Source organism: Halocynthiibacter sp. C4 (assembly GCF_028823805.1).
Classification (GTDB): Bacteria; Pseudomonadota; Alphaproteobacteria; order Rhodobacterales; family Rhodobacteraceae; genus Falsihalocynthiibacter; species Falsihalocynthiibacter halioticoli.
Genome location: NZ_JAPEIE010000001.1, coordinates 362,866 through 389,353, shown reverse-complemented (window position 1 = coordinate 389,353; position 26,488 = coordinate 362,866). Strand labels below are relative to the sequence as shown.

Genomic DNA, 26,488 nt, shown 5'->3' with positions numbered 1-26,488 from the left:
GCCCTTCATGCAACCCGCCTACTTGCCAAACAGCTGAGGTTGATCGGGCGACTTGGGCGGTGCAATGCCAAGATGTGTCCATGCCTTTTGTGCCAACATCCGGCCGCGCGGTGTCCGTTGAATTAACCCTTGCTGAAGCAAATAGGGCTCGATCACTTCCTCTAGGCTATCGCGGCTTTCCGACAGCGCGGCCGACATGGTTTCGATGCCCACCGGCCCGCCACCATAATTCTCGGCCACCAAACGCAAGTATCGGCGATCCGCACCGTCGAGCCCGAGGTGATCAACACCAAGCCGCGTCAGCGCATGATCTGCAAGCTGCTGCGTGATAACGCCACTACCTTCGACCAATGCAAAATCCACAACACGGCGAAGCAGGCGCCCAGCAATTCGAGGTGTGCCGCGAGCTCGCTTGGCAATTTCCATGGCGCCATCGGGCTCAGACGGAACATTTAAAAGCCGCGCACCACGGGTGACAATTTCGTTGAGTTCATCGATTGAATAGAATTGCAACCGCGTAGGGATACCAAACCGGTCGCGTAATGGCGTCGTCAAAAGCCCCATCCGCGTTGTTGCCCCAACAAGCGTGAAGGGTTGGAGCTCGATCCGAACCGTCCTTGCCGCAGGGCCTTCGCCGATGACGAGATCAAGCTCGAAATCCTCAAGCGCAGGATACAGAACTTCTTCAACTGCAGGGTTCAGGCGGTGAATCTCGTCGATAAACAGCACATCCCGCGCCTCTAAGTTTGTCAGGATTGCTGCGAGATCACCCGCTTTTGCGAGCACAGGGCCACTTGTCATGCGAAAATTTACGCCCAACTCTCGAGCCATGATTTGCGCCAACGTGGTTTTACCAAGGCCAGGAGGTCCGTGAAACAAAACGTGGTCCATCGCCTCTTCACGCTGTTTTGCGCTTTCAATGAAAATCCGCAGGTTTGCACGCGCCTCGGCTTGGCCAATGAATTCTTCGAGCACCTGTGGCCGAAGAGCGCGGTCTGCGTCCTCGGGGCGGGCTTCAGGGCGAATGGTCGGGTCTGGCTGCGGACTATCGGGTGGATACACGGGCTAACCTTTCGGTGCCAGAAGCCGCAACGCGGCGCGAATTAGATCAGTCGTTTGCGCTTCGGGCGTATCACTAGCGGCCTGCGCCACAGCGCTTGCGGCTTCGCTCGGATTGTAACCAAGGTTGGTTAGTGCGGAAAGCGCTTCCGATTGTGCCGCCGCCGAAGACGGAGCCGACTTCTTCTTGGGCGCAGGCTCAACAACCTCAACAACATCCTCACTCGAAGGCGCTGCCGGCGTTATCCCTTCGGCATCTGCTAAAGTACCGCCAAGCGCCATGACATTGGGTGCCTTCTCTTTGAGTTCCAGAACAATACGCTGCGCTGTTTTCGGACCAACACCCTTCGCGGCCTTGACTGCATTCCAGTCTCCGAGAGAAATTGCGCGACCGACACCTTCTGCGCCAATGGTTCCTAAGATCGCCATCGACGCTTTAGCCCCGACCCCTTGAACCGATACAAGCAACCTGTGCCACTCTTTCTCGATCAAACTGGTGAAGCCAAAGAGTTGAAGATTATCCTCTCGCACCAATAACTCGGTATAGAGCGCCACTTGCTCGCCGATCTGCGGCAGGGCGGCCATTGTCCGTTCCGTTACATAAACGAGATACCCAACACCCCGCACATCGATCATGACGTGGTCTGTGCTTCGATATTCCAGCCGACCGGAAATTTTGCCAATCACATCGCCACTCGCTTTTCTGCTTGTTTCACGGCCTTTGCCAAATGCCCTGCGGACTGTGCATGATGGGCATGGCAGATCGCAATCGCCAAAGCGTCTGCGGCATCTGGCCCAGCAAGCACAACACCCGGGAGCTGCATTTTAACCATATGCGCAACTTGCCCTTTGTCGGCATGGCCAACGCCCACGACCGTTTTCTTGACCTTGTTCGGAGAATATTCGCCCACATCCAACCCCGCCTGCGCCGGAACGAGCATCGCAACGCCCCGCGCCTGTCCGAGCTTAAGCGTGCCCGCACCGTCCTTGTTTACAAAGGTCTGCTCAACCGCCGCACTATCGGGTGCATATGTTGCGAAAACAGAGGAAAGTTGCGTGTGAAGCGACAAAAGCCGTGAGGCGAGGTCTGCTTTTCCATCCGACGTACAGATGCCGTTGGCGACATGTGTGATCCGAACGCCCTGAACGTCAATGACGCCCCAACCAAGGTTTCTTAGCCCCGGATCAATCCCAACTACCCTCATAGAATGCCTACCTGCTCTGACTTTTTGGCTTTGCACCAATTGTTGTGCGCGAAAGTAGCACGAAACGCGAACATTTGCCAATCCTTAACTGAATCAGCAGGCATGTTGCACCCAGCGAATAGAACCGAGGAAGGCATGCAAGAATCGCATGATGGGTATGCGCGAACACCCTCTTGCGAGACTCGGTTTTGCGGCTTACCTGCCGCTCATCAGATAAACTAAATACCAAGACAAAGAAGGAGGCCTCGCATGGCTGTAACTACTGTTGATACCCGCTCATTCGCCAACGGCGCCTCTTTTGCAGGCCGCACACTTAACTATGTTGCTTCTGTACTTGCATCGCTCGCAGCTTGGAATGACGCACGCGTAACACGCGCAACGCTCAACAAACTGAGCGATCATGAACTGAATGACATCGGCCTTTGTCGTGCCGACATCGCTAAGTTCTAGCCCCGACTTCATTGAGATCAAAGGAGCCCGCGTGCGCATCGGCCTACGCGGGTTTTCTTTTGCGTGACATCACGCGTGTGCGCACACGACAATAGGCCACACCAATCGATGCGGCCTTCTATCTTGTTGCTTGAAATAGCGCTTAGCGGATGTAACTCCGGATGGTGTCCGCAGCGTATTGTGTGATGGGATCCGCGTGCATAGCCCAGCCGCCAACCTGCTCAAACACAGTTCCAGCTTTTAGCTTCTCGACACGGCTATCATAGGTGCCCTGACCGAGGTGCGCCAACAGGAGCCCCTTCAGCGCGAAGAAAACCAAGCACGATAGGAACAACCCACGCCATGGAAAACGAGGACCGTGGCGGCGAACCTTAGTCTCAATGAGACCATCTTTGTTCACGACATTTTCGACAACGCCGCGCGCCATCTTTGTGCGACGCTTGTTAATGCGCCCGACACGTTGTTCAAAACTTTGCATATTGGCATCAGCCATAGTGCGCTCCGTCCGTTAAACCCACCAACTCAATACTATACTTAAGAATATGAATTTTCTTAACAAAATGTGGCGAGAATGTGGCGGATGTGGCTATGGCGTGTCTTTCAAGGCTTTTACGAGGCTTTTCGCTGAATAAGTAGCGTCGTCCAGTCAACAATCCGCTGCTTTTCGATAAGATTGAAGCCATTTTGTGTATAAACTTCAATGACCTCATCGGCCTGCTCGTTCAAGATTCCAGACAGAATCGCGTATCCTTCTGGCGCAATGTTGGCCGCCATATCAGGACAAAGACCAACCAAAGGCCCCTTAAGGATATTCGCAAAAACAAGATCAAACGGCGCTTTCGCCTTTAGGGTTGGATGCTCGAAGCCCGCAGCTTCCACACACTCAACGCGCCCTTCTAGGTTATTGGCTTTCACGTTGTTTTCAGCAACTTCAACCGCAACCTCATCGATGTCACTCGCCAAAACGACACCTGGCCAGATCCGCGCAGCGGCCATAGCAAGAACCGCCGTGCCACATCCAATATCCGCCACGTTCTTGCCGACAAACCCTTCGGTTGCCAAACGATCAAGTGCCTGAAGGCATCCGAGCGTTGTTCCGTGATGACCTGTTCCAAATGCCATAGCCGCATCAATCAACAATGGCACCGCGTCGTCAGGAACGGTATCCGCATCGTGGCTGCCGTATACATAAAACCGCCCAGCAGGAACTGGCGCAAGCTCGCGCTTTACGTGGGCAACCCAGTCTACATCCGGCACTTCGGATACTACGAATGGTTTCGCCCCCGCCATGGCGGACAGTAGTGCCAATTCTCCCTCGTCCGGCGCCTCAAGGAAATAACCGCCAACTTCCCAAAGACCAGAGCCGTCCTCAACTTCGAAAACACCAACACCCGTTGGTTCAACGGTCATGTTTTCCATGGCTTCGCCGAGCTTGTTGGCCTCGGCCTTGCCTTGCAACGTTGTCAGTGCTGTGAATGTAGGCATTTGTACCTCTTGTTCAGATTGCGCGAGCGGCTATGTGCTCGGATTTCACTACGCGCCGCCCTTGAAGAGGTCAAGCGATCCTAAACCGCCAAGCCGATTGGACAGGTCACGCCTGTTCCGCCGATGCCGCAATAGCCTGTCGGGTTTTTCGCGAGATACTGCTGATGGTAGTCTTCGGCGAAATAGAATGGCCCAGCCGGTTCTATTTCCGTTGTTACCGCACCATAGCCCGCCCGCCGCAATCGGTGTGCGTAAAGCGCGCGGCTTGCCTCTGCGGCTTCTGTCTGGGCGTCGGAAAACGTGTAAATGCCAGATCGGTATTGTGTACCACGGTCGTTTCCTTGGCGCATACCCTGTGTTGGGTCATGCCCCTCCCAGAAATGCTGTAGCAACGTGTCATACGAAATTTTCGCCGGATCAAACACAACACGCACAACTTCATTGTGGCCTGTTTTGCCTGTGCAAACCTCTTCGTATGTCGGATTTGGAGTGAAGCCGCCAAGATACCCAACCATGGTGAGATACACACCGTCGAGTTGATAGAATAACCGCTCAACGCCCCAGAAACAGCCCATCCCGAAAATTGCAACCTCCATACCCTCTGGCACGCTCAGGTCCAGCGGACGGTTACTCAGGAAATGAACGTCTGCTGTTGGAATGTGTGTATCACGCCCCGGCAGAGCCTGTTCTTTGGTGATCATCGTATCTTTTGCGGAATGAAACATATTTTCTCCCATGAGTGTGGATTGAATATATGCTGCCTTCTTGCTGATTTCTACTCTGCAGGAACCGCGCCGCTCGAAAACCGCGTTTCGCGCCCTGGAGCGGGATGACGAGGCAATAGAAACGACAACGCAAGCGAGCCGCAGGCAATAACCGAAGCCGTGCCAAATACCATCGCCGGATCAACGATCCATAGCAGCCCAAGAAGTACAGGAAGGAATACCGCTGCGATGTGATTGATCGTGAACGTAACCGCTGCAGAAGTCGCAATATCGGCAGGGTTCGCAATTTTTTGGAAATAGGTTTTCAAAGCCATTCGCAGCGCAAAGAGCATGTGGTCCACAATATAGAGCGCCATCGCCAACCAAACGCCCCAGCCGTATACATACAGCCCAGCATAAGCAAAGAACACTAGCGCAAGCCCCGCGTATTCAAACACGAGCGCTGTCCGTTCGCCAAAGTGTGCGATTGCTTTCCCCGCCAACGGCGCCAGTACGATATTGGCAATCAAGTTCACAAGATAAAGCGCGGTTATTTCATGAACCGCAAATCCGTATTTCTCGACCATCATGAATCCGGCAAAGACCACAAAGATTTGGCGGCGCGCTCCGGCGAGAAACTCGAGCGCGTAATAAAGCCAGTACCGTCGGCGCAATACAATGCTTTTGCGTTGCACGACATCGGATTCAAACTGCGGAAACGCAAAGACACAATACAGCGCGATAACCGCCGCCACACCGCCGGAGATCAGGAAAACCTCGGTGTATTGCAGGCCAAAACGCTCCCACGTCATTACAATTGCGACGTAGGCAACAAGCGTAGCGACCGAACCAACAGCCGCCAGCCAACCAAGAATTTGCGGCGCCTTGTCTTTAGGCAGCCACTGCAACTGAAGCGAATGATTGACCGTTTCAAAATAGTGAAATCCAACCGAACTGATGAACGTCACCAAAAGGATGCCGCCAAGCGATGGGAAAAACCCCGTAACCGCGGTGGCCACAATAAGGAGCAACAGCGAGACCATCGCCAAAACTTGCTCGCGCATAATCAGCAGAACTGCAGCAACCCCAATTGCCAAAAATCCGGGAATTTCACGAATAGTATGCAGAAGCCCGATATCTGCCCCGTCAAATCCAGCAACCTCAATCACAAAGTTGTTCAACAGTGCGAGCCACGTTGAGAACGCAATCGGCACCGCAATGGACGCAAGAACCAAGAGCGCAACAGGCCGACGCCAAACTGGAAGCTGGTCGATGTCTTTGAGGGGAAACTTTGTCATACGGGCGCTTTACGCTTAAACGCCGACTGACAAAAGGCAGATTAGTAAAAATTCTGCGGATCAATATCGATGGAGAGTCGCAAGTTGGCTGGAATCTTGAACTGCACCGCCCATTCAGACAGGGCACGCTGAAGAGGCACAGACTTCTCTGCTTTAACCAACAGCCGAACCCGATGCCGTCCGCGAATGCGTGCGATTGGTGCGGGGGCCGGCCCGAAGACTTGCGCGCCAATCTTTCGTAGCGGCGCATCACGCCGTGCCATGTCCGCCCCTAGATCAAATACAGCCTGAACATCGGGCGAGGAAAGCACGATCCCGGCCATTCGCCCATAAGGCGGCACGCCAGCGGCTTGACGTTCATGCGCTTCGGCCTGCCAAAACGCTTCTTCATCGCCAGATAGGATTGCGCGAATAACGGGATGTTCGGGCTGATAGGTCTGCAACAGAGCAACGCCTTTTTTCTCCGACCTGCCCGCACGGCCAGAAACCTGCCGCATCAATTGAAAGCTCCGTTCTGCGGCACGGAGATCGCTGCCCTGCAAACCGAGATCCGCATCGATGACTCCCACGAGCGTAAGGTTCGGAAAGTTATGCCCTTTTGCCACAAGCTGCGTTCCGATGATGATATCTGCACCGCCTTCGGCAATGGATGTGATCTGCTCTTTCAACGCGCGCGCCGAGCCGAACAAATCACTCGACAAAACCGCCACGCGTGCATCGGGAAACAACTCGGCGACCTCCTCGGCAAGGCGTTCGACGCCGGGGCCGATGGGCGCGAGTTTGCCTTCGACTTCACAGCTCGGGCAGGCCGTTGGCATCGGTTTGGTCTCGCCGCATTGGTGGCAAACAAGCCGCTTAAGAAAACGATGTTCGACCATGCGGGCATCACATTGCTCACAACCGATCTGAACGCCGCACGCACGGCAAAGCGTCGTCGGGGCATATCCACGTCGGTTGATAAACAACAAGGCCTGTTCGCCTGCGTCGACTCTTGCCTTAACCGCTGCGGTAAGTGTCGGCGATATCCACCGCGCAGAGGGTAGCTGCTCGGACCGCATATCAATGGCTTTCAGATCAGGCAGCTGCGCCTCCCCGAACCGGCTTTCAAGATCAAGGCGCCGGTATTTTCCTGCCTCTGCATTGGCCCAAGTTTCCAAACTTGGCGTTGCAGAGGCAAGAATAACGGTTGCCCCACAATAGGTCGCGCGCAAGACGCTCATATCTCGCGCCGAATAGAGAACGCCATCGTCTTGCTTATAAGAGGTGTCGTGCTCCTCATCGACGACAATCAAACCCAAGTCTCGAAACGGCAAGTAAAGCGCCGAGCGGGCCCCAACAACAAGTTGCGCGTTACCCTCTCCGACCATGCGCCACACACGGCGGCGTTCGGTCATTGTTACGCCGGAATGCCATTCTGCAGGGCGCGCGCCGAACCTCTTTTCAACGCGCGACAGAAACTCTGCCGTAAGTGCAATCTCCGGCAATAGAACCAATGCCTGCCGACCTTTGCGCAAACACTCGGCGATGGCTTCCATGTAGACTTCTGTTTTGCCAGACCCCGTAACCCCTTTAAGCAAGAAGGACTCATAGTCCTCCGTCGCAACGCTTTTACGCAATTCCTCGGCGGCGCTGTATTGATCCTCAGTCAGATCAACCGCGCCAAACCCTGCTTGCAATGTTGGGAAAGGTCCATCTCGCGGCGTATCCAACTCAAGAACGGTTCCGAACTTAACAAGACCTTTTACAACGGATGTGGAGACACCAGCCAAGTTGGCAACTTCGCCAAGCGTGAAGCCAAGCCCGCCGTATTCTTGCAAGGTTTCGATCACACGCGTCCGCGCGGGGGTCATCCGGTCTGGTACACCGTCGCCCAACCGATAAATTTTCTGCATGGATGGCGGATCAGATAAGCCCGGTGCACGCGTTGCCAGTCGAAGCATCTGAGTTAATGGTGTGATCGTATATTCGGCGGCGCGTGACAGGAAATCCCGCATATCCTGCCCCATGGGCGCAACATCAAGGACGCGGCTTATCTTGCGGATCTTTGAAGGATCGAACTTTCCATCGCCCTTGTCCCAGACAACGCCCAAGGTTTTACGCGGCCCCAAAGGAACCTCGACAAAACTCCCGATAGAGCAGCCACCTTCTGGCGCTTTGTAATCAAGGAATCGATCAATCGGCTGTGTGGTGAGCACAGAAACAAGCGCGCCTTCTGGAAAATCATGGTCATTATCTAGACCTTCCGCACTCATCCCTGACTCCGGCGATCCGCCAAAGCTCAATTGCCCTGTCATATCAACACTCTGCCTTTTGGGGTTTCGACGGGGCATAACTTGAGGTAAACAGGCGCCGGATAGAGCCCAACCAAACTAGGAACACTCTCATGAAATTCTTTGTTGATACTGCGGATGTTGCCGCGATTGCCGAACTCAATGACCTCGGCATGGTGGACGGCGTAACAACCAACCCGTCCCTGATCATGAAATCCGGCCGCGACATTATCGAAGTCACAAAAGAAATCTGCGACCTCGTCGAAGGTCCTGTTTCCGCCGAAGTTGTTGCACTCGAAGCTGACGAAATGATCGCCGAGGGTCGTAAACTGGCAGAGATCGCTGAAAACATCTGTGTCAAAGTCCCTCTGACATGGGCGGGTTTGAAGACGTGTAAGACGCTTAGCGACGCAGGCACCAAAGTCAACGTAACTCTGTGTTTCTCTGCAAACCAAGCGCTTCTCGCGGCCAAAGCCGGCGCGACATTCATTTCGCCATTCATCGGCCGCTTGGACGACATCAATGTTGACGGTCTGGACCTGATTGCCGACATTCGCACCATCTATGACAATTACGCTTTCGAGACCGAAATTCTGGCTGCCTCGATCCGTTCCGTCAACCACATGAAAGATTGTGCGCTGATCGGTGCTGACGTCTGTACTGCACCTCCAGGCGTGATCAAAAAAATGGCTGATCACCCGCTTACCAAATCTGGCCTTGATGCATTCATGGCAGACTGGGCAAAAACAGGTCAGAAAATCCTCTGATCCGATTGCAAATCTGATTTCAAAGCCCGTCGGTGATCTTTCTCCGGCGGGCTTTTTTGCAACTGGCATTTGAGTACTCGCCCCTGCACATGGAGATTTTTGAGTGCATTGAACGCACCTGCATGTTAGAAAACTGCAAGTTGAGAGTAGTTTTCGCGCCAATTCAGACGGAAAAATCCGCGGTTTGGGCAATAAAGATGACGAGGCAGGCACGTTGAGCAGCGTAAAATTTCAAGAAGAACTTCGCGAGAAAATCATCTCTGATCCTGATGTTATTCTAGAGGATCAAGATCTTATGCGCGCCCTTGTTGCCGCAAACGAACGCTCACTCGGAGACAATATTGTTGATCTGCGCGGGATCGCAATGGAGCGGCTTGAAACTCGGCTTGATCGCCTTGAAGACACGCACCGATCCGTCATTGCTGCCGCCTATGAAAACCTCGCAGGAACCAATCAGGTCCATCGTGCTATTCTGCGTATGTTGGACCCTACAGATTTCGAGAGCTTCCTGAAAGAACTTGGCGGCGAAGTTGCACAAATCCTGCGTGTTGACAGCGTGCGCCTTGTTCTGGAAAGCACCGAAAACGGTGATGACCCGCTTGTGAAACGCCTTGGCGCAGTTCTGACAGTCGCGGACCCCGGTTTCGTTGACGGCTACTTGAGCCAAGGCAGGAATGTGCCTGTGCGCCCTGTTACTCTTCGTCAAATCCATCCGAACAATGACCACATCTATGGCGAAGCCGCCGGTTATATTCGATCCGAAGCGGCACTTAAGCTCGACCTTGGTCAAAATCGCCTTCCTGGCTTGCTACTCTTGGGAGCAGAAGACCCGCATATGTTCAAGGCGGACCAAGGAACGGATTTGCTTGGTTTCTTTGGCGGCGTATTTGAACGGATCATGCGCCGCTGGTTGTCGTGAGCGCAATTCCCCCAGCCGCCAGCGCACTGCTGGACGACTGGCTCGCAAACAAGCGCGCACTACAAGCCGTTGCTGACAATACGATTACCGCCTACCAAACCGATCTATTGGCGTTCCTCTCGTTCATGGCCTCGCGATTTGACGGCAGCCTTGGGACATCTGCGCTCAAGCGCCTGACCTTGCAAGATATGCGTGCGTGGCTTGCGCATGAACGCAGTCGCGGTATTTCGCCTAAGTCGCTTGCACGCGAACTCTCTGCGGTCAAAAGCTTCTATAATTGGTTTTCAGAACGAGAAGGTTTTGATGCGACTCCAGTTCTTTCGACACGTGCACCAAAATTTCACAAAAAACTTCCGCGCCCCGTCGACATTCCGGCAGCGCGCGCAATCATCGAATGCGTAGAGTTACAATCAACCAAGCAATGGGTTGGCCTGCGTGACGTTGCCTTGGTTACGTTACTTTACGGCTGCGGACTAAGGATATCGGAAGCTTTGGCGCTAACAGGCGATATGGCCGACATGCCCGCAACCTTACGCATTATCGGCAAGGGCAACAAAGAACGTATCGTGCCTGTGTTACCTACAACACAACATGCGATTGCGAATTACGCCAAAGCCTGTCCCTACGAGCTCTCTGCAAAAACACCGCTTTTCTATGCTGTCCGCGGCGGACCGCTCAAGGCCCGTACGGTTCAAGACACGATGGCGAAAACCCGCATGCAACTCGGCCTACCCTCTAGTGTAACGCCCCATGCGCTGCGCCATTCCTTTGCCACGCATCTTCTTTCGGCGGGTGGCGATCTACGCAGCATTCAAGAGCTGCTTGGGCATGCTTCTCTGTCCACAACCCAGAACTATACCGCCGTCGATACCGCTCGGCTCATGCAGGTCTATGAAAAAACTCATCCCCGCGCCTAAGCTGATTGCACTGAAGCACTAATTCAGCCATCAAAGCGTATGACCAAAGAACACAAAGCTTATTTCGTCCATCTCTTTACCGCGACCGGTGCAGTTTTTGCGATGCTCGCGCTTCTCTCGGCGGTAGAGCAGGCATGGAGCGTTATGTTCCTGTGGCTTGTCGTGGCGTTCTTCGTCGACGGTATCGACGGACCGCTCGCGCGTCACTTTGATGTAAAATCCAATGCGCCACAAATCGATGGTGTGTTGCTCGACCTGATAATCGACTATCTGACGTATGTGTTCATTCCGGCCTATGCGCTATTCAAGTCAGGCCTATTACCTGGTTGGACTGGATGGATTGCCATCATCGTGATCACCTTCGCCAGCGCGCTTTATTTTGCCGATACACGCATGAAAACAAAGGATAACTCCTTCCTAGGCTTCCCCGGATGCTGGAATATGGTTGTTATCGTATACTTCGCACTTCAGCCGAATTTCTGGATTATGCTGGTTGGGGTCGTCCTTCTTGCTCTTGCGATGTTTGCGCCGCTCAAGTTCATTCATCCTGTTCGCACAGAACGTTGGCGCACTCTCTCGCTGCCCATCGCACTTGCTTGGACCTTTTTTGCGGGCTGGGCCGCGTGGGTCGATTTCGACTCCCAGAGCTGGGCGCATTGGGGGCTTGGACTTACGACCCTGTACCTGCTGTTTGCAGGCATCGCGCAGCAAATCATACCCGTCCGCGCCAAATAAAAAGGGCGGCGCGAAGACCGCACCGCCCCAATTAAACCTCTTGCAGATAGCCTATTCGCTGAGCGCCTCATCACAACGGCCACAAACGCCTTCGTGTTTATGCTGCCCAACCTCTGGCAAAACCTTCCAGCACCGCTGACATTTCTCGCCCTCTGCGGGCTCAAATACAACGCCAATACCTTCGATTTCCGGCAGGCGGAACGCTTCTGCGGGGATCGGATCGCCCGAAAGCTGAACCGAAGATGTGATGCAGATGTCATCGAACGGCAGGGATTTGAGCGCAGCCAGAACCGCTTCGTCGCGCACATGCACAACCGGCCCTGCTTCAAGGCTCGCACCGATAACCTTTTCCTGACGCTGGATTTCAAGCGCAGCCGTCACGACACGACGCGCCTTGCGCACGCCTTCCCATTTCGCGGCCAGCGGCTCGTTAAGCCAATCCGCTGGCGTATCTGGGAAATCTGTCAGGTGAACGGAGCTATCGTCATCGCCGTATCGCTCAAGCCAAACTTCTTCCATTGTGAAAATCAGGATCGGGGCCAGCCACGTTGTTATCCGATGGTAAAGGATATCAAGCACTGTGCGCGCCGCACGGCGTTGGAGCGTATTACCGTCACAGTAGAGCGCATCTTTGCGAATATCGAAATAGAACGCTGACAGGTCCAAAGTCGCAAAGTTGAACACCGATTGGAACACACCTTGGAAATCAAAGGCGGCATAGCCTTTGCGCACAGTGTGATCCAGCTCTGCCAAACGATGCAGAACCAAGCGCTCAAGCTCTGGCATATCCTCGGGTGCAACACGGTCCGCTTCACTGAACTCTGCGAGCGAGCCAAGCATAAACCGCATTGTATTCCGCAAACGGCGGTAGCTATCTGCCACGCCTTTGAGGATTTCAGGGCCAATCCGCTGGTCAGATGTGTAATCCGTTTGGGCAACCCAAAGACGCAAGATATCAGCGCCGTATTGCTGGATAACCTTCTCTGGCACGATGGTGTTGCCGATGGACTTGGACATCTTCATGCCCTTCTCATCGAGCGTCATGCCATGGGTTACCACATTGCGATAGGGCGCGCGGCCATTGGTGCCACAGCTTTGTAGAAGCGAGCTATGGAACCAGCCGCGGTGCTGGTCGGTGCCTTCCATGTAGACATCGGCGATACCGTCGTCCGAGCCGTCTTCACGGTCGCGCAGAACAAAACTATGGGTCGAGCCAGAGTCAAACCACACGTCAAGAATATCGAAAACCTGCTCATAGTCCGCAGGGTCCACGATCCCGCTGAGGAAGCGCTCCTTTGCGCCCTCGGCATACCATGCATCCGCACCCTCAGCCTCAATCGCTTCAACGATCCGCGCGTTGACCTCTTCGTTGCGCAGAAGGAAGTCCGCATCGGTCGGCAATGCGCCAACTTTGGTAAAGCATGTTAGCGGAACGCCCCACGCACGCTGGCGCGACAAGACCCAATCCGGACGGCTTTCCATCATCGAATAAAGGCGGTTGCGGCCCGATTGCGGCGTCCACTTTACGTTGTCGATTTCGGTCAGCGCGCGCTCGCGGATGGTCTTGCCAAAGGTGTCTTTGCCATCACCAACTTCGCGGTCAATCGCGGCAAACCACTGTGGCGTGTTGCGGAAGATGATCGGCGCTTTGGACCGCCAAGAATGCGGGTAGCTGTGCGTTACACGGCCACGCGCGATGATGCCTCCGGCCTCAACCAGTTTGGCAATCACAGCGTTGTTGGCTTTGCCCTCTTTGCCCTTACGGTCAAAGACCTGAAGCCCGGCAAAGAACGGAACATGAGGCAAGAATTCGGATTCTTCGCCCACGTTGTGAGTCATCCGGTCTAGCCAGTTGCGCTTTACAAAGGCCTCGTAGTCGTCGGCACCATGGCTTGGCGCGGTGTGCACGAAACCGGTACCGGCGTCATCGGTTACGTGATCGCCATCGATGAGCGGCACTTCGTAATCCCAGAAACCGTCAGCATCGTCGAGACCCGCGAAGGGGTGCGCGCAAACTGCACCTTCGAGATCGGATGCGGCAACATCAGAAACGCGCGTAAACTCCGTTACACGGGATTTGCCGAGCGTATCTTCGGCGAGTGTATCCGCTAGAACGTAGAGATCACCTGGTGCAGTCCAGCTTTCTTCTTCAGTCGCCTCAACGCGGTAAAGGCCGTAGGAAATGCCATTGTTGTAAGCGACGGCCTTGTTCGACGGGATGGTCCACGGAGTCGTTGTCCAGATGACAACCCGCGCGCCCTTCAGCGCTTCAGAACCAGAAACAACCTTAAACGGCACCCAGATCGTGTGGCTCTTGTGATCGTGGTATTCGATCTCCGCTTCGGCCAGCGCGGTTTTTTCAACTGGCGACCACATCACAGGCTTGGAACCTTGGTACAGCGTGCCGTTCATCAAGAACTTCATGAAGTCCTCGGCGATCACACGCTCGGCGTGGAAATCCATCGTCAGGTACGGATTTTCCCAGTTGCCCGTTACGCCAATGCGCTTGAATTCCTCGCGCTGCACGTCGACCCAACCTTGGGCAAACTTACGGCACTCCGCGCGGAAGTCGTTGATTGGCACGTCGTCTTTGTTTTTACCCTTTTGGCGATATTTCTCTTCGATCTTCCATTCAATCGGAAGGCCGTGGCAATCCCACCCCGGAATGTAGCGGGCATCAAATCCCATCATCTGATGGCTGCGGACGATGATGTCTTTGATCGTTTTGTTCAGCGCGTGACCGATATGGAGGTGCCCGTTCGCATAGGGCGGGCCGTCATGCAGCGTGAATACCTTGCGCTCGGCATCAGTGCCTTTCTTAGCGGCGGCCTCTTCGCGAAGGCGGTCATAAACGCCGATCTTTGCCCAGCGGTCAAGCCAGCCGGGTTCGCGCTTAGGAAGCCCTGCCCGCATCGGAAAATCGGTTTTCGGCAGGTTCAGAGTGGATTTATAGTCGGGTGTTTCGGTCGTGTCGGCGCACATGGATGTGGTCCTTAAACGGTATTCATTTTCGGCGAAGGGCGGCGCGCATGGCTTACGCCTTTTCCCGGCGTCTCCTGCTTTAGAGCGCCGGGCAAATAATTCGAATAATGATCGAGTGATGTATCATCATAGGCGCGTTATAGAGCCGCCTTTCCCTATGGTCTAGCGAAACCCGTGCGCTCGGGGGCTTCTCTGTTGAAATTTCGCGCTGTTTCCTAGGCCTCTGCGTCAATTGGGCGTGTTTCACACGATGAGTGAACGGAATATTGAAGAGTGGAAAGGTAATATCATGTCCCATCCGCTCGCACGTTTTGACATTACACCCCAAGAGATCGACCGCGTGGTGGCGCAGTTTTACAAACGCATCCGTGCGCATGATGTACTTGGTCCGATCTTTATTGAGCGGCTTGGCAAAACGGCACAGGTATGGCGGCCACATGAGGCGAAGATTGCCGCATTCTGGCGCAACGCTATCCTTTTTGAACGCGAATATTCCGGCAATCCGATGCAGGTGCACATGCAGGTTCCCGCGATCACGCCCGAACATTTCGCGCTCTGGCTTGACCTCTTTGATGAGGTGCTCGCAGAAGAGCTGCGCCCCGAAACTGCACGCTCATTCTCTGCTTTGGCGCATCGCATTGGCCGCGGTTTACGGATGGGGATTGCTTCGGTCCGGCAGCCCAGAGATCAACCGCCCGTATTTTCCTAGCTAAACAGCCCCGTAAGCGCGCGCTGCACCAGTTTTGTCACGCCAGGGCGCTTTTTGGCAACGAATGGTAACGGTCGACATGTCTCCATTGCCGCAACCCCAACGCGCGCCGTCAACGCTCCATTGATCACGCCTTCGCCAAAGCGACGTGAGATTTTGCTCATTACCCCGCCACCCGCGATCGAACCAATCATATCGTCACCAACCGCCACAGCGCCTGTTGCGACAAGGTGCGCCATAACAACTTTGGTCAACCGCCAACTTCCAAGAAAGCCAGCGCGTCCACCGTATATTTCGGCAATGCGGCGGATCATTCTAAGATTCAAACTCAGTGCAGCGAACACATCGGCGAGCGCAATCGGAACAAACGCTGTAACAGTCGCAACTTGACGCGCGGTTGCTTCAATTTCTAGGCGCGCCATATCATCAAGTGGAGCGAGTATTTCGTTTTCGGCCAACGCCAGCAAAGCATCGGCATCCAGTTGCTCGTCTTTCCGGTCATTTAAACGCGCCTGCCCCCACTCGGTTTCTGGGCGGTTGGCGTAAAGCCGTTCAAGCCGCGAGACGACATCTTGTGCAGGCGTCAAATCAGCAGCGGCATAGGCATGCGCTGCTTCTTTCTGTAGTGAATCGATCCGCCCTAAACGCACAAATCCAGCAATTTCCTTGAGCGCCACGATGAGCAACACAATCAGGAAGATGCCCAGAAGTCCGGCAGCAACATACCCGAGCACTACATTCTGTTCGATCAGTCCGGTTACAAAATTCCATGCCGCAATCGAAAGGCCAAACCCCAAAAACGCCAACAAGCTGCCCCAAAACCATTTGGCCAGTCGCGATGTAGGCTTTGCCATATATCGCGCAGTTGATTGCAAAGCTGAGGACTCGCCAAGTTCAGGCACAGCGGGTGCTTCAGCAGGCGATTCTTCGGGGTCTGAAATCTCGATAAGGATCGGTTTATCTTTACTCATCGCAGCTTATCCCCAATCAGAAAATCAACGGCCTGATCCAACCGGATATGCGGCGGGCCTTCATCAGGTTTCAGGTTCAGGGCTGCAGGCAAAAATCGCTGGCTTTCAACCGAAAACCCTTTCCATTCGTCAGCACCATTTTGAAGCGCCGTTAGAACTTGAGAGGGATCTTTGGGCAATTGGCCCGCATAGAAAGCGACCTGCTTATCGCGCCCCTCGACCCTGCCGCGAACACAGTCAAGCGCACGGCCTTCGTGGGTTATCGTTGCTTCGGTTGTTGTGCGCAAAGCGGCGATGGCCATGGCCCGCGTTTGCGCTCCAGAGAAATCCGCGCGCGATTTGGCCTGCTCCAGCAAAGCTGACGTAATCGCGGCCAATTGTGGATGCTGTGTATGATGGAGATGATCAGCCTTGGTCGCGGCAAAGAGCATCCGTTCCACCCGTTTCCCGCCTAGCAGACTGGTTAACCAGCGCGACTTGCCCGGCCTAAAGCCCGCAAGAATATCACCCATCGTATTGCGCAAATCCTCGACAGCGGCAGGGCCACGATGCAGCGCTTTAAGCACATCAACCAACACGATTTGCCGATCAATCCGAGCAAAATGGTCGCGGAAAAACGGCTTCACGACTTGCGATTTATACGCCTCATAGCGCCGTTCCATCTCGCGTCCGAAAGAACCACGTGAAAAGCGCTCGGCCATAGGTAGCGGAACAAATGTCAGCACTGGAGAGCCCTCCAGTTCACCAGGAAGGATCACGCGCCCCGGTGCGCCGCTGCTCAATCCGTTCAGATGCGCCGCGCGAGAAAATTCGGTGTATAGCGCGGCCAGTTCCTGTGCGCGCGGTTCTTCGAATGGGGCAGAGCCATCAGCCTCCGAGAGCTTCTTCGTGAGGTCGGCACCACCCTCTTGAGCCTGAATCCGTGCCAACGCATTCTCTGACCATTCCGCATAGCTCTTGTCCATCAACGCAAGATCCAGAAGCCATTCCCCCGGGTAATCAACAATATCCAGATGAACGGTCCGCTCACCAGTTAGCCCCGCTATGAGCCCCTTGGATTTAACACGAAACGACAATCGAAGCTCACTCACGCTTCGGGTATTTTCGGGCCAAACTGGGTCTGGGCCGGTCAACTTGGCAAGATGTGTTTCATAGGGGAAGCGCGCAATAGTGTCGTCGGGTTGCGGCTGTAGATAAACCGAGCGCAGCGTGCCATCGGTTAGTGCCGTAAGCTGCGGCATCCGTCCGCGTTTAAGCAGGTTGGCCACCAGCGATGTGATGAAAACGCTTTTACCCGCACGGCTAAGACCCGTCACGCCAAGGCGCACGGTTGGCTCGAAAAGGGTTTCGTTTACGCTGGCCCCAAGGCTTTCAACCTGTCGGGTTACGCCATCTGCAATATCTGCCAAGCCCAAGAATTCGCCTCACAATCTGGTTCTCTCAATCTATGCACTCCGCTGCAATTTTCCTAGGGCAGTTGCCAAGGACGCGCGAAGAATGTATCGCGAAGTATGCCTCGTTATGCTCTCAAAATCGAATACAATGGTGCGCCATTTTCTGGATGGCAGCGTCAAAAAGAGCATCCGTCTGTTCAGCAGGCGATTGAGGAAGCACTGCAAAAACTTGACCGATCCGTCACCGGAATTGCCGCCGCAGGGCGCACTGATACTGGCGTTCATGCGACAGGTCAGGTTGCTCATGTAGATATGGCCGCGACATGGGAGCCGTTCCGTTTAGCCGAAGCGCTGAACTATCATCTCAAACCGAACCCCGTTGCGATTGTGAATGCAGCCGAGGTGGATGAGGAGTTTCACGCGCGGTTCTCGGCGATTGAGCGGCGCTATCTCTTCCGGCTGATTTCGCGTCGCGCCCCGATGACATTCGACAAAGGCACGGTCTGGCATGTGCGCCACGAGCTTGACGCCGACGCTATGCAAGAGGGCGCAAACTTCCTTCTCGGCCGGCATGATTTTACAACCTTCCGCTCAACTATTTGCCAGGCCCCTTCGCCGCTTCGCACGCTTGATGAGCTCCGCGTTGAGCGAATTGAATTACAAGATGCCACCGAATACCGCTTTCATGTGCGCGCGCGCGCGTTTCTGCATAATCAAGTGCGCAGCTTTGTTGGCACGCTCGAGCGCGTTGGTGCTGGAAGCTGGCAACCCGAAGACGTTGCCGCCGCCCTCGAAGCAAAAGACCGCGCCGCCTGTGGCCCCGTCTGTCCGCCCCATGGCCTTTACCTTGCCGAGGTGAAATACCCGCAAGACCCGTTCAAAGGCATGCGCGGCGGAGAACCCATCGACCACGAAGGAATTGAAGCATGAAACTCTTTGTTGGCCTCGGAAATCCCGGCGGGAAATACGCCCACAACCGCCACAATATCGGCTTTATGGCGCTAGACGAGATTGCTCATAGCCACAGCTTCAGCCCATGGAAGGGCAAGTTTCAAGGCGCGGTTGCCGAAGGACGGCTTGGCTCTGAGAAGGTCATCCTACTCAAGCCGGAAACCTTCATGAACCTGTCGGGTCAATCCGTCGGCGAAGCCATGAGATTTTACAAGCTCACACCGGCCGACGTTGTTGTTTTCCACGATGAGCTAGACCTCGCTCCTCGAAAGATTCGCGTAAAAAGTGGTGGCGGACATGCGGGGCACAACGGGCTTCGCTCAATCCACCAGCACATCGGAGAGGCCTATGATCGCGTGCGCATGGGGATTGGCCATCCAGGCCACAAGGATCGCGTTGCGGGATATGTTTTGCATGATTTCGCCAAGGCAGATCAGGAATGGCTAGACGATCTTCTGCGCGGCATCGCTGATGGCGTTCCGCATCTCGCCGAGGGCGATAACGGAAAATTCCTGAATGCAGTCGCGCTTCGGGTTGCGCCACCGCGCTCTTCGACGACGGTCAAAAAGGAAGCCTCGAAACAGAAAAAGGCCGAAACGCCCCCCGCCCCAGAGGCGCAGGATACCCGTTCCAGCCTTCAGAAACTCGCCGATAAATTTCGACGCTAGGCGTTATTCTTCGTCGCCCATATCAAAGCCGAGCGCGCGAGCGACGGTAAAGATATCCTTGTCGCCGCGGCCACACATGTTCATCACGATGATGTGGTCCTTTGGCAGTGTCGGCGCAATTTTCATGACGTGCGCAAGCGCGTGGCTTGGTTCAAGCGCGGGGATGATCCCTTCTTGCTGACAGCAATATTGGAACGCCTCAAGCGCCTCTTTGTCAGTGATCGAGACATATTTCGCACGGCCCGTATCATGCAGCCAGCTGTGCTCTGGCCCGATGCCCGGATAATCCAGACCCGCCGAAATCGAAAACCCTTCGAGAATCTGGCCGTCGTCATCCTGAAGCAGATAGGTCCGATTGCCATGGAGCACACCTGGGCGACCACCGGTAAGGCTCGCGCAATGCTCCATCTTGTCGTTCACGCCCTTGCCGCCCGCTTCAACACCGATGATGTTGACGCTTGGCTCGTCAAGGAACGGGTAGAACAGGCCAATCGCATTTGATCCGCCACCGATCGCTGCAATCAGCGTGTCAGGCAAGCGGCCTTCGCCTTCATGCTCTTGCAACTGTTCGCGCGTTTCCTTGCCGATAATCGACTGGAAATCACGCACCATTGCCGGATAGGGGTGCGGACCTGCTGCCGTGCCGATGCAATAGAAAGTATCGGCCACGTTGGTCACCCAGTCGCGCAGCGCATCGTTCATAGCGTCCTTAAGCGTTCCGCGCCCGGACGTCACCGGAACAACCTCGGCTCCCAAAAGCTTCATGCGGAACACGTTCGGTGCCTGACGTTCCACGTCGTGCGCGCCCATATAAACGACGCATTTCAATCCAAACCGCGCACATACTGTTGCTGTGGCAACTCCGTGCTGCCCCGCACCGGTTTCCGCAATAATTCGAGTCTTACCCATACGCTTGGCGAGCAGAATTTGACCCAACACATTGTTGATTTTATGCGCGCCGGTGTGATTCAACTCATCACGCTTGAGGTAAATCTTGGCGCCACCAAGGTCCTCCGTCATCCGCTCCGCAAAATAGAGCGGGCTGGGGCGGCCAACGTAATGCTTCCAGAGATCATCCATCTGCGCCCAGAATGTCTCATCTGTTTTCGCGCGCTCGTACTCTTCCTCAAGGCTGAGGATCAAGGGCATCAGTGTTTCCGAAACAAATCGCCCGCCAAACTTGCCAAAACGCCCGTTCTCATCGGGACCGGTCATAAAGCTGTTAAATAGATCATTCATGGCTGTGTTCTTTCCGAGCGGCGTTGATGAAATCTTGTATCATGCTTTCGTCCTTTATTCCCGGCGCAGATTCAACCCCGGAAGAGACATCGACCTGCCGCGCCCCTGTCAATTCGATGGCACGGCCAACATTTTCAGGCGTCAGGCCACCAGCAAGCATCCACGGACAAGCCCAGCGGCGGTTTGCGATGAGTTGCCAATCAAAGGCAATTCCGTTCCCGCCCGGTAAATCCGCATTGGGGTTTGGCTTGGCGTCGATCAAAATTTGATCCGCGACTGTGCTGTAACGTTCGATATCTGCAAGATCAGCTTCGGTTGCAACGCCGACAGCTTTCATGACCGGAAGACCGTAGCGCGCGCGAACCTCGGCAACCCGCTCCGGGCTTTCACCGCCGTGAAGCTGCAGCATATCGAGCGGAACCGTTTCGCAAAGCTGATCCAAAAATGCGTCGTCTGCGTTTACGGTAAGTGCAACCTTGGCCACGCCAAGCGGCACATCAACCGCCAAATCGCGGGCAAGCTCAATATTTACATTGCGAGGAGATTTCCCAAAAAAAACAAATCCCACGTATCCCGCTCCGGCGTCAGCAGCCGCAGCGACGCTCTCAGGTGTTTGTAATCCGCAGATTTTTACGCGAACGGGGCCGCTTTGGTCGGGTGTGTGAATACGAAACATAGACGCGGTTTAGCGAGTCGCGCCACTTTCCTCAAGCAGAGCGAGCACCTCGTCCTGATGTTCGCCAGCATTTCCACGAAGCCGAGACACTTCGCTTTTGAGTTCGCTTACTTCGCGTTTCACACGAGCAGCTTCAGCCCGTTGCTTATATTCACGAATCCATTCCCACACGAACCCAATCAACAGCCCGGCAACAATACCTGCGAAAATGATAACAAAAAGTGGGAGGTGAACGATGAAGCTCAGCCCGAAGAAGTCTGCAAGGTCAGCGGGCAGAAGCCGAAGCTCAACAACCGCACGATTTGCCAACGCCACGGTAATCAAAATGAGTCCGAGGGCGATAAGGAAGGCATAGCGAAAGTATCGCATTTGGGTGTTACTTTCCGTTCAGTCTGTCTCTTAAAAGCTTGCCAGTCTTGAAGAACGGCACATGCTTTTCTTCAACGGCCACACTCTCGCCGGTGCGCGGGTTACGGCCCGCACGTGCATTTCGTTTTTTCACAGAGAATGCGCCAAATCCACGAAGTTCGACACGGTCGCCGCGAGACATGGCCTCGATGATCTCTTCGAAAATGGTATTCACAATGCGCTCAACATCTCTTTGATAAAGATGTGGATTTTCATCGGCAATTTTTTGAATCAACTCCGAACGGATCATCCGTGGTTCCCCCCGATTAAATGGTTTTTGCGCTAAGTATTCTGAACACTTTAGTTTCAACGAGTATAGGGGGTATTTGATTTCTGAGAAAGAAATTCCAAGGGGTTAGCAGCAAAAAATCACGGTAGTTTGTACTGAATGGCGGGAATTTTTCCCGATTTCCCCAAGGCTTGCGCGACGGGAACCAATGCGCGCCAACATATCAGCATCCGCGAGGTTAACGATTCGGCAACGAAAAACGGCCCCGCAAATGCGAGGCCGTTTCATGATTTCATAACCCGGTTTGGGTTTTGGCTTTATTCGTCGCCCTTGAGCGCTGCGCCGAGAATATCGCCGAGGGAAGCACCGGAATCGGAGGAGCCATACTGCTCCACAGCTTCTTTTTCTTCCGCGATTTCGCGAGCTTTGATCGAGAGACCAAGACGACGTGTTTTTGCGTCAACGTTAGTTACGCGTACGTCCACTTTGTCACCAACACCGAAGCGCTCTGGGCGCTGCTCGGCACGGTCACGCGACAGGTCGGAGCGACGGATGAAGGATTTCGCGCCTTCATATTCCACTTCGATGCCACCGTCTTCGATCGCAGTCACTTCAACAGTGATGATGGAGCCGCGTTTCACGCCTTCAACTGCACCGGAGAAGCTATCGTCCAGAGCTTTAACGCTCAGGCTGATGCGCTCTTTTTCAACGTCAACTTCGGTTACAACGGCTTTCACCATGTCACCTTTTTGGAAGTCGCCGATTACGTCTTCGCCACGGCCTTCCCATGTCAGGTCAGACAGGTGAACCATGCCGTCGATGTCGCCGTCGAGGCCAATGAACAGACCGAATTCGGTGATGTTTTTGACTTCGCCTTCAACTTCGGTGCCAACTGGGTGGCTTTCAGCAAAGACTTCCCAAGGGTTGCGCATAGTCTGCTTGAGACCAAGGGATACACGACGTTTCGCGCTGTCGATTTCCAGAACCATGACTTCGACTTCTTGCGACGTAGACACGATTTTGCCTGGGTGGACGTTTTTCTTTGTCCAAGACATTTCGGAAACGTGAACGAGGCCTTCAACACCTGGCTCAAGCTCAACAAACGCACCGTAGTCAGTGATGTTTGTTACGCGGCCTTTATGTACGGACTCGAGTGGGTATTTACCCTCAACAAGGTTCCAAGGATCGTCCTGAAGCTGTTTCATGCCCAAGGAGATGCGGTGGGTGTCTTTGTTGATTTTGATAACCTGAACCTTGACGGTTTCGCCGATGTTCAGGATCTCGGATGGGTGGTTCACGCGGCGCCATGCCATGTCTGTGACGTGCAGCAGACCGTCAACACCGCCGAGATCAACGAATGCGCCGTATTCAGTGATGTTCTTAACAACACCGTCAACTGCATCGCCCTCAGCCAGCTTGCCGATAACTTCGGCGCGCTGTTCGGCGCGGGATTCTTCGAGGATTGCGCGGCGGGAAACAACGATGTTGCCACGACGACGGTCCATTTTCAGAATCTGGAATGGTTGCTTAAGACCCATCAATGGGCCTGCGTCACGTACGGGACGTACGTCAACTTGCGAACCAGGCAAGAAGGCCACGGCACCGCCGAGGTCAACTGTGAAGCCACCTTTAACACGGCTAAAGATTGCGCCTTCAACGCGCTCTTCTTGCTCGTAAGCTTTTTCGAGGCGATCCCATGCTTCTTCGCGGCGAGCTTTGTCGCGCGAGATAACAGCTTCGCCTTTGGCGTTTTCAACACGGTCGAGGAAAACCTCAACTTCGTCGCCAACAGCGATTTCAGGCTCTTCGCCTGGGTTCGCGAATTCTTTAAGTTCAACGCGGCCTTCCATTTTGTAGCCTACGTCGATGATGGCTTGGCCAGCTTCGATTGCGATGACTTTGCCTTTAACGACAGACCCTTCGTCGGGTGTGTCAATTTCAAAGCTCTCTGCAAGCAGGGCTTCGAATTCGTCCATAGAGTTTGTTTGAGCCATGTGGTCTCAGTTTCCTTTTCATACGTTTTTGCGGGCCGAGTGGTTGTTTCCACCGGTCTTTGGGTTTCAGTTGGTCACCTCCTTTATGGAGGGTTAGACGGACTAGAAAACACGTCCCATGAAATGGGAGGGCCAAACACAAAAACAGGCCGAAGGATACCCTCAGCCCTGCCCATGATCGTGTGTCCCAGCGATTCCGCCTTGTAGACAGGCGCTATATAGGAAGTTTTTCTTGATAGAGCAAGGGGGTGCAGTAGGAGCAACAGCGCCTATTTTCGGCAACATTCTGCTTGTACCGCACCCAAATCACGCCAGCCGCTTAGCTAACGAGTTTGGCCTCGATCGCCGACACAGCAGCGGACACCGCCTCCTTAATCGTAAGCTCACTTGTATCAATCACAACGGCATCGTCCGCGGCAACGAGTGGTGCTGCGTCGCGTGACGCATCCCGTTCATCGCGCGCTTTCACATCAGCTAGAACCTGTTCGAAATCGACGGAACTATCCTTCTCAGACAACTCCAGAAAACGGCGCGTTGCTCGCACTTCTGCACTTGCGGTAACAAACAACTTCACACTCGCATCAGGGCAGATCACAGTTCCAATATCGCGCCCGTCCAAAACCGCGCCGCCTTGGCGCTTTGCAAAACCGCGTTGGAATTCGATCAAGGCTGCGCGCACTTCCGGCATCGCGGCAGCTTTGCTTGCTGCCTCCGCAACTTCCGCCGTCCGTAGCTGAGAACCATCAATCTCTTTGGCGTTCAATGACTGTGCCGCTTCAATCGCGTCCGCGCCATCCAAAACACGAGCGCCGACGGCACGGTACAGCAAGCCAGTATCCAAATAGGCGAAGCCAAAGTGTGTCGCCACGGCCTTTGATACAGTACCTTTTCCCGCTGCTGCCGGACCATCGATTGCCACAGTAAATTGCATTCTTCTTCTGCCTCGTTTTGCAAAATGGGCCTAGGCCCGTTTCCGTTGCTTTTTCACATGTGTGTGCGTGGAACGCTATTCAATCACCTCAAACCATGATGCGCGGCAACCGGCGCTAGGCTCTTGGTATTACGCTTCATTTTTCCGCTTACCAGCAAAAAACTTGTTCCACGCCACACGAATGAGAAGAACAAGAAGCACCGAATACGCCAAAGTTCCGAAGGCGGATTTCAACTCGGTCATCATAGTTGCCCACCCTGCGATTTTCGGATCAAGCGCGGCGGGATCAGATTGTAGCATCATGCGCACAGCGATGTTCTCGAGATAATCAAACACCATTGCAGCAACGGCAAATACACCGGCAACCCACCGCAAAGTCCAATGACGCCCCTTTGTTGCCCAAAGGCTTGTCCAAATCACAAGCGCCGTCACCAATGCAGGAAAGGCAAGATCAAGAAGTTGCTGTGTCCACAGATAGTATTCGACCTGAGCATCGGTGAGCGCGGTCAGATAGGATTGCGCCTGTGAATAATCATACCCTCGGGGACGCAGATCAAATGGCAAGCTCCCATCAGGAACCCGCAATGCCGGAAGGCTCCACGCAACCATGAGGCCGTAAACGCCAAACGTTGCAACAAACAAAGCCCAGTAGGCAATCACACGCCGCATAGAATTCCTCCTTTAGTCAGGCAGGTTAGGCGACGCAGAATTTCAGGCAACCGAATTCCGCCGAAAGGTAAGATAGTGTGGCTTACGACCCTCACGAAATGCCTTTTGCTCATAACGTGTCGAAATCCAGTCGTCCCATTCCGTGTGCCAGCTTTCAGGGTCGGGATTAAGGTGCGTAAATCCCTGCTTTGGCACTTCCTGCAATGTCTGACGCACATAATCCGGAATATCGGTCGCTACGCGAAAAATCGCACCGGGCTTCATAACCCGAGCCAGAGGTGCAAGGTGCTCGGCGGTTACAAACCTACGCCGATGATGTCGCCGCTTTGGCCACGGATCAGGATAGAGAAGGAAGGCACGCGAAATTGAGGCCTCCGGCAGAACATCAAACATATGCCGCACATCGCCAGGGTGCACGGCAACATTCTTCACGCCAGCATCACGGATTTTGCCCAAGAGCATTGCCACACCGTTGATATAAGGCTCGCAGCCGATAATACCCTTATCAGGATTCTGTGCCGCCTGATGAACCATGTGTTCGCCGCCGCCAAACCCGATCTCAAGCCAGACTTCGCGCTCACCGAACAACCCCTCAAGATCAATGTTCTCGCGCTCTGGATTTTCTTCCCAAGTCACTTTTCCGGGTGAAAGCGCAGCGAGATCCTCGTTCAGGTACTCTTCTTGAGATTGGCGCAGGGTCTTACCTTTAAACCGACCATAGAAGTTCCGCCACGGCGCACCGGTTGGATGGGCGCCGTGATCTGCCTTGTTTTCAGGCGTCTCTGGGTTTTCGGACTGCGGTTTATCTTTATCGCTCATTGCAGGCTCTCAATAATGACTCGGCGCTGTTCCTAGCCA

27 protein-coding genes are annotated in these 26,488 nt (G+C 54.4%); 8 read left to right on the top strand and 19 right to left on the bottom strand.

Annotated elements, in window-relative coordinates; genetic code table 11:
* Positions 1–18: 18 nt before the first annotated feature.
* The 3 genes from ruvB to ruvC are packed head-to-tail and all read right to left on the bottom strand — an operon-like array spanning position 19 to position 2,264.
* A complete protein-coding gene (gene ruvB, locus OU789_RS01940; RefSeq protein ID WP_274652802.1) occupies positions 19–1,062 on the bottom strand; it encodes a Holliday junction branch migration DNA helicase RuvB in 1,044 nt (347 codons plus the stop codon).
* A gap of 3 nt (positions 1,063–1,065) precedes the next feature.
* The gene (ruvA, locus tag OU789_RS01935) at positions 1,066–1,746 is read right to left on the bottom strand and encodes a Holliday junction branch migration protein RuvA (RefSeq protein WP_274652800.1); all 681 of its coding nucleotides are present in this window, start codon (positions 1,744–1,746) and stop codon (positions 1,066–1,068) included.
* Entirely contained in the window at positions 1,743–2,264 is a 522-nt protein-coding gene (ruvC, locus tag OU789_RS01930; RefSeq protein WP_263954153.1) for a crossover junction endodeoxyribonuclease RuvC, read from the bottom strand. The genes ruvA and ruvC overlap by 4 nt, the downstream gene beginning before the upstream one ends.
* 249 nt (positions 2,265–2,513) lie before the next feature.
* On the opposite strand from ruvC, the gene OU789_RS01925 reads away from it, so the two are divergent.
* Entirely contained in the window at positions 2,514–2,714 is a 201-nt protein-coding gene (locus OU789_RS01925) for a DUF1127 domain-containing protein (protein ID WP_274652797.1), read from the top strand.
* A gap of 142 nt (positions 2,715–2,856) precedes the next feature.
* On the opposite strand, the gene OU789_RS01920 is transcribed toward OU789_RS01925, so the two are convergent.
* From OU789_RS01920 to OU789_RS01900, 5 genes are all read right to left on the bottom strand, one after another.
* Positions 2,857–3,207, bottom strand: coding sequence for a hypothetical protein (locus tag OU789_RS01920; protein WP_274652795.1), 351 nt, complete (start codon positions 3,205–3,207; stop codon positions 2,857–2,859).
* Between the two features lie 116 nt (positions 3,208–3,323).
* Positions 3,324–4,199, bottom strand: a complete 876-nt coding sequence (locus tag OU789_RS01915) for a 50S ribosomal protein L11 methyltransferase (protein WP_274652793.1) — start codon at positions 4,197–4,199, stop codon at positions 3,324–3,326.
* An 80-nt stretch (positions 4,200–4,279) separates the two neighbouring features.
* Complete coding sequence (gene msrA, locus OU789_RS01910) at positions 4,280–4,924, bottom strand: peptide-methionine (S)-S-oxide reductase MsrA (RefSeq protein ID WP_274652792.1); 645 nt, start codon at positions 4,922–4,924, stop codon at positions 4,280–4,282.
* Between the two features lie 50 nt (positions 4,925–4,974).
* Positions 4,975–6,201 (bottom strand): MFS transporter, encoded by a 1,227-nt coding sequence (locus OU789_RS01905; RefSeq protein ID WP_274652790.1) that lies wholly within the window; start codon positions 6,199–6,201, stop codon positions 4,975–4,977.
* Positions 6,202–6,242: 41 nt separating this feature from the next.
* Positions 6,243–8,453, bottom strand: coding sequence for a primosomal protein N' (locus OU789_RS01900; protein ID WP_274654493.1), 2,211 nt, complete (start codon positions 8,451–8,453; stop codon positions 6,243–6,245).
* A 131-nt stretch (positions 8,454–8,584) separates the two neighbouring features.
* Here OU789_RS01900 and fsa point away from each other — a divergent pair, with 131 nt between their 5' ends.
* The 4 genes from fsa (at position 8,585) to OU789_RS01880 (ending at position 11,809) form a co-directional block, all read left to right on the top strand.
* A complete protein-coding gene (gene fsa / locus OU789_RS01895; protein WP_263954163.1) occupies positions 8,585–9,238 on the top strand; it encodes a fructose-6-phosphate aldolase in 654 nt (217 codons plus the stop codon).
* A 214-nt stretch (positions 9,239–9,452) separates the two neighbouring features.
* On the top strand, positions 9,453–10,157 hold the full coding sequence (locus OU789_RS01890) for a DUF484 family protein (RefSeq protein ID WP_263954165.1): 705 nt from the start codon (positions 9,453–9,455) through the stop codon (positions 10,155–10,157).
* A complete protein-coding gene (locus tag OU789_RS01885; protein WP_274652787.1) occupies positions 10,154–11,074 on the top strand; it encodes a tyrosine recombinase XerC in 921 nt (306 codons plus the stop codon). The genes OU789_RS01890 and OU789_RS01885 overlap by 4 nt, the downstream gene beginning before the upstream one ends.
* A gap of 39 nt (positions 11,075–11,113) precedes the next feature.
* Positions 11,114–11,809, top strand: coding sequence for a CDP-alcohol phosphatidyltransferase family protein (locus tag OU789_RS01880; RefSeq protein WP_274652785.1), 696 nt, complete (start codon positions 11,114–11,116; stop codon positions 11,807–11,809).
* A gap of 51 nt (positions 11,810–11,860) precedes the next feature.
* Here the strand turns inward: OU789_RS01880 and ileS are convergent, their stop codons facing one another.
* A complete protein-coding gene (gene ileS, locus OU789_RS01875; protein WP_274652783.1) occupies positions 11,861–14,791 on the bottom strand; it encodes an isoleucine--tRNA ligase in 2,931 nt (976 codons plus the stop codon).
* Positions 14,792–15,080: 289 nt separating this feature from the next.
* Here ileS and OU789_RS01870 point away from each other — a divergent pair, with 289 nt between their 5' ends.
* Positions 15,081–15,500 (top strand): group III truncated hemoglobin, encoded by a 420-nt coding sequence (locus tag OU789_RS01870; RefSeq protein WP_274652781.1) that lies wholly within the window; start codon positions 15,081–15,083, stop codon positions 15,498–15,500.
* Here OU789_RS01870 and OU789_RS01865 read toward each other — a convergent pair.
* Positions 15,497–16,471 carry a YcjF family protein gene (locus OU789_RS01865; protein ID WP_274652779.1) on the bottom strand — a complete coding sequence of 325 codons (975 nt, stop codon included), beginning with the start codon at positions 16,469–16,471 and terminating at the stop codon, positions 15,497–15,499. The genes OU789_RS01870 and OU789_RS01865 overlap by 4 nt on opposite strands.
* Positions 16,468–17,886: a YcjX family protein gene (locus OU789_RS01860; protein ID WP_274652777.1), complete on the bottom strand. Its 1,419-nt coding sequence runs from the start codon at positions 17,884–17,886 to the stop codon at positions 16,468–16,470. The genes OU789_RS01865 and OU789_RS01860 overlap by 4 nt, the downstream gene beginning before the upstream one ends.
* A gap of 96 nt (positions 17,887–17,982) precedes the next feature.
* Here OU789_RS01860 and truA point away from each other — a divergent pair, with 96 nt between their 5' ends.
* Both truA and pth read left to right on the top strand, forming a co-directional pair.
* Complete coding sequence (gene truA / locus OU789_RS01855; RefSeq protein WP_274652775.1) at positions 17,983–18,795, top strand: tRNA pseudouridine(38-40) synthase TruA; 813 nt, start codon at positions 17,983–17,985, stop codon at positions 18,793–18,795.
* On the top strand, positions 18,792–19,484 hold the full coding sequence (gene pth, locus OU789_RS01850) for an aminoacyl-tRNA hydrolase (protein ID WP_274652773.1): 693 nt from the start codon (positions 18,792–18,794) through the stop codon (positions 19,482–19,484). The genes truA and pth overlap by 4 nt, the downstream gene beginning before the upstream one ends.
* A gap of 3 nt (positions 19,485–19,487) precedes the next feature.
* Here the strand turns inward: pth and trpB are convergent, their stop codons facing one another.
* The 8 genes from trpB to trmB form a co-directional block, all read right to left on the bottom strand.
* A complete protein-coding gene (gene trpB, locus OU789_RS01845) occupies positions 19,488–20,723 on the bottom strand; it encodes a tryptophan synthase subunit beta (RefSeq protein WP_263954178.1) in 1,236 nt (411 codons plus the stop codon).
* Positions 20,716–21,399 carry a phosphoribosylanthranilate isomerase gene (locus OU789_RS01840; protein ID WP_274652770.1) on the bottom strand — a complete coding sequence of 228 codons (684 nt, stop codon included), beginning with the start codon at positions 21,397–21,399 and terminating at the stop codon, positions 20,716–20,718. The genes trpB and OU789_RS01840 overlap by 8 nt, the downstream gene beginning before the upstream one ends.
* Before the next feature lie 9 nt (positions 21,400–21,408).
* Positions 21,409–21,768 carry a LapA family protein gene (locus tag OU789_RS01835; protein WP_263954180.1) on the bottom strand — a complete coding sequence of 120 codons (360 nt, stop codon included), beginning with the start codon at positions 21,766–21,768 and terminating at the stop codon, positions 21,409–21,411.
* A 7-nt stretch (positions 21,769–21,775) separates the two neighbouring features.
* Complete coding sequence (gene ihfB / locus OU789_RS01830; protein ID WP_263954181.1) at positions 21,776–22,057, bottom strand: integration host factor subunit beta; 282 nt, start codon at positions 22,055–22,057, stop codon at positions 21,776–21,778.
* Positions 22,058–22,353: 296 nt separating this feature from the next.
* Positions 22,354–24,030: a 30S ribosomal protein S1 gene (gene rpsA, locus OU789_RS01825; RefSeq protein ID WP_263954182.1), complete on the bottom strand. Its 1,677-nt coding sequence runs from the start codon at positions 24,028–24,030 to the stop codon at positions 22,354–22,356.
* A gap of 319 nt (positions 24,031–24,349) precedes the next feature.
* Positions 24,350–24,961 (bottom strand): (d)CMP kinase, encoded by a 612-nt coding sequence (gene cmk, locus OU789_RS01820; RefSeq protein WP_274652767.1) that lies wholly within the window; start codon positions 24,959–24,961, stop codon positions 24,350–24,352.
* Positions 24,962–25,090: 129 nt separating this feature from the next.
* Positions 25,091–25,630, bottom strand: coding sequence for a hypothetical protein (locus OU789_RS01815; RefSeq protein WP_274652765.1), 540 nt, complete (start codon positions 25,628–25,630; stop codon positions 25,091–25,093).
* 42 nt (positions 25,631–25,672) lie between these two features.
* Positions 25,673–26,449: a tRNA (guanosine(46)-N7)-methyltransferase TrmB gene (gene trmB / locus OU789_RS01810; RefSeq protein ID WP_274652763.1), complete on the bottom strand. Its 777-nt coding sequence runs from the start codon at positions 26,447–26,449 to the stop codon at positions 25,673–25,675.
* Positions 26,450–26,488 lie beyond the last annotated feature (39 nt).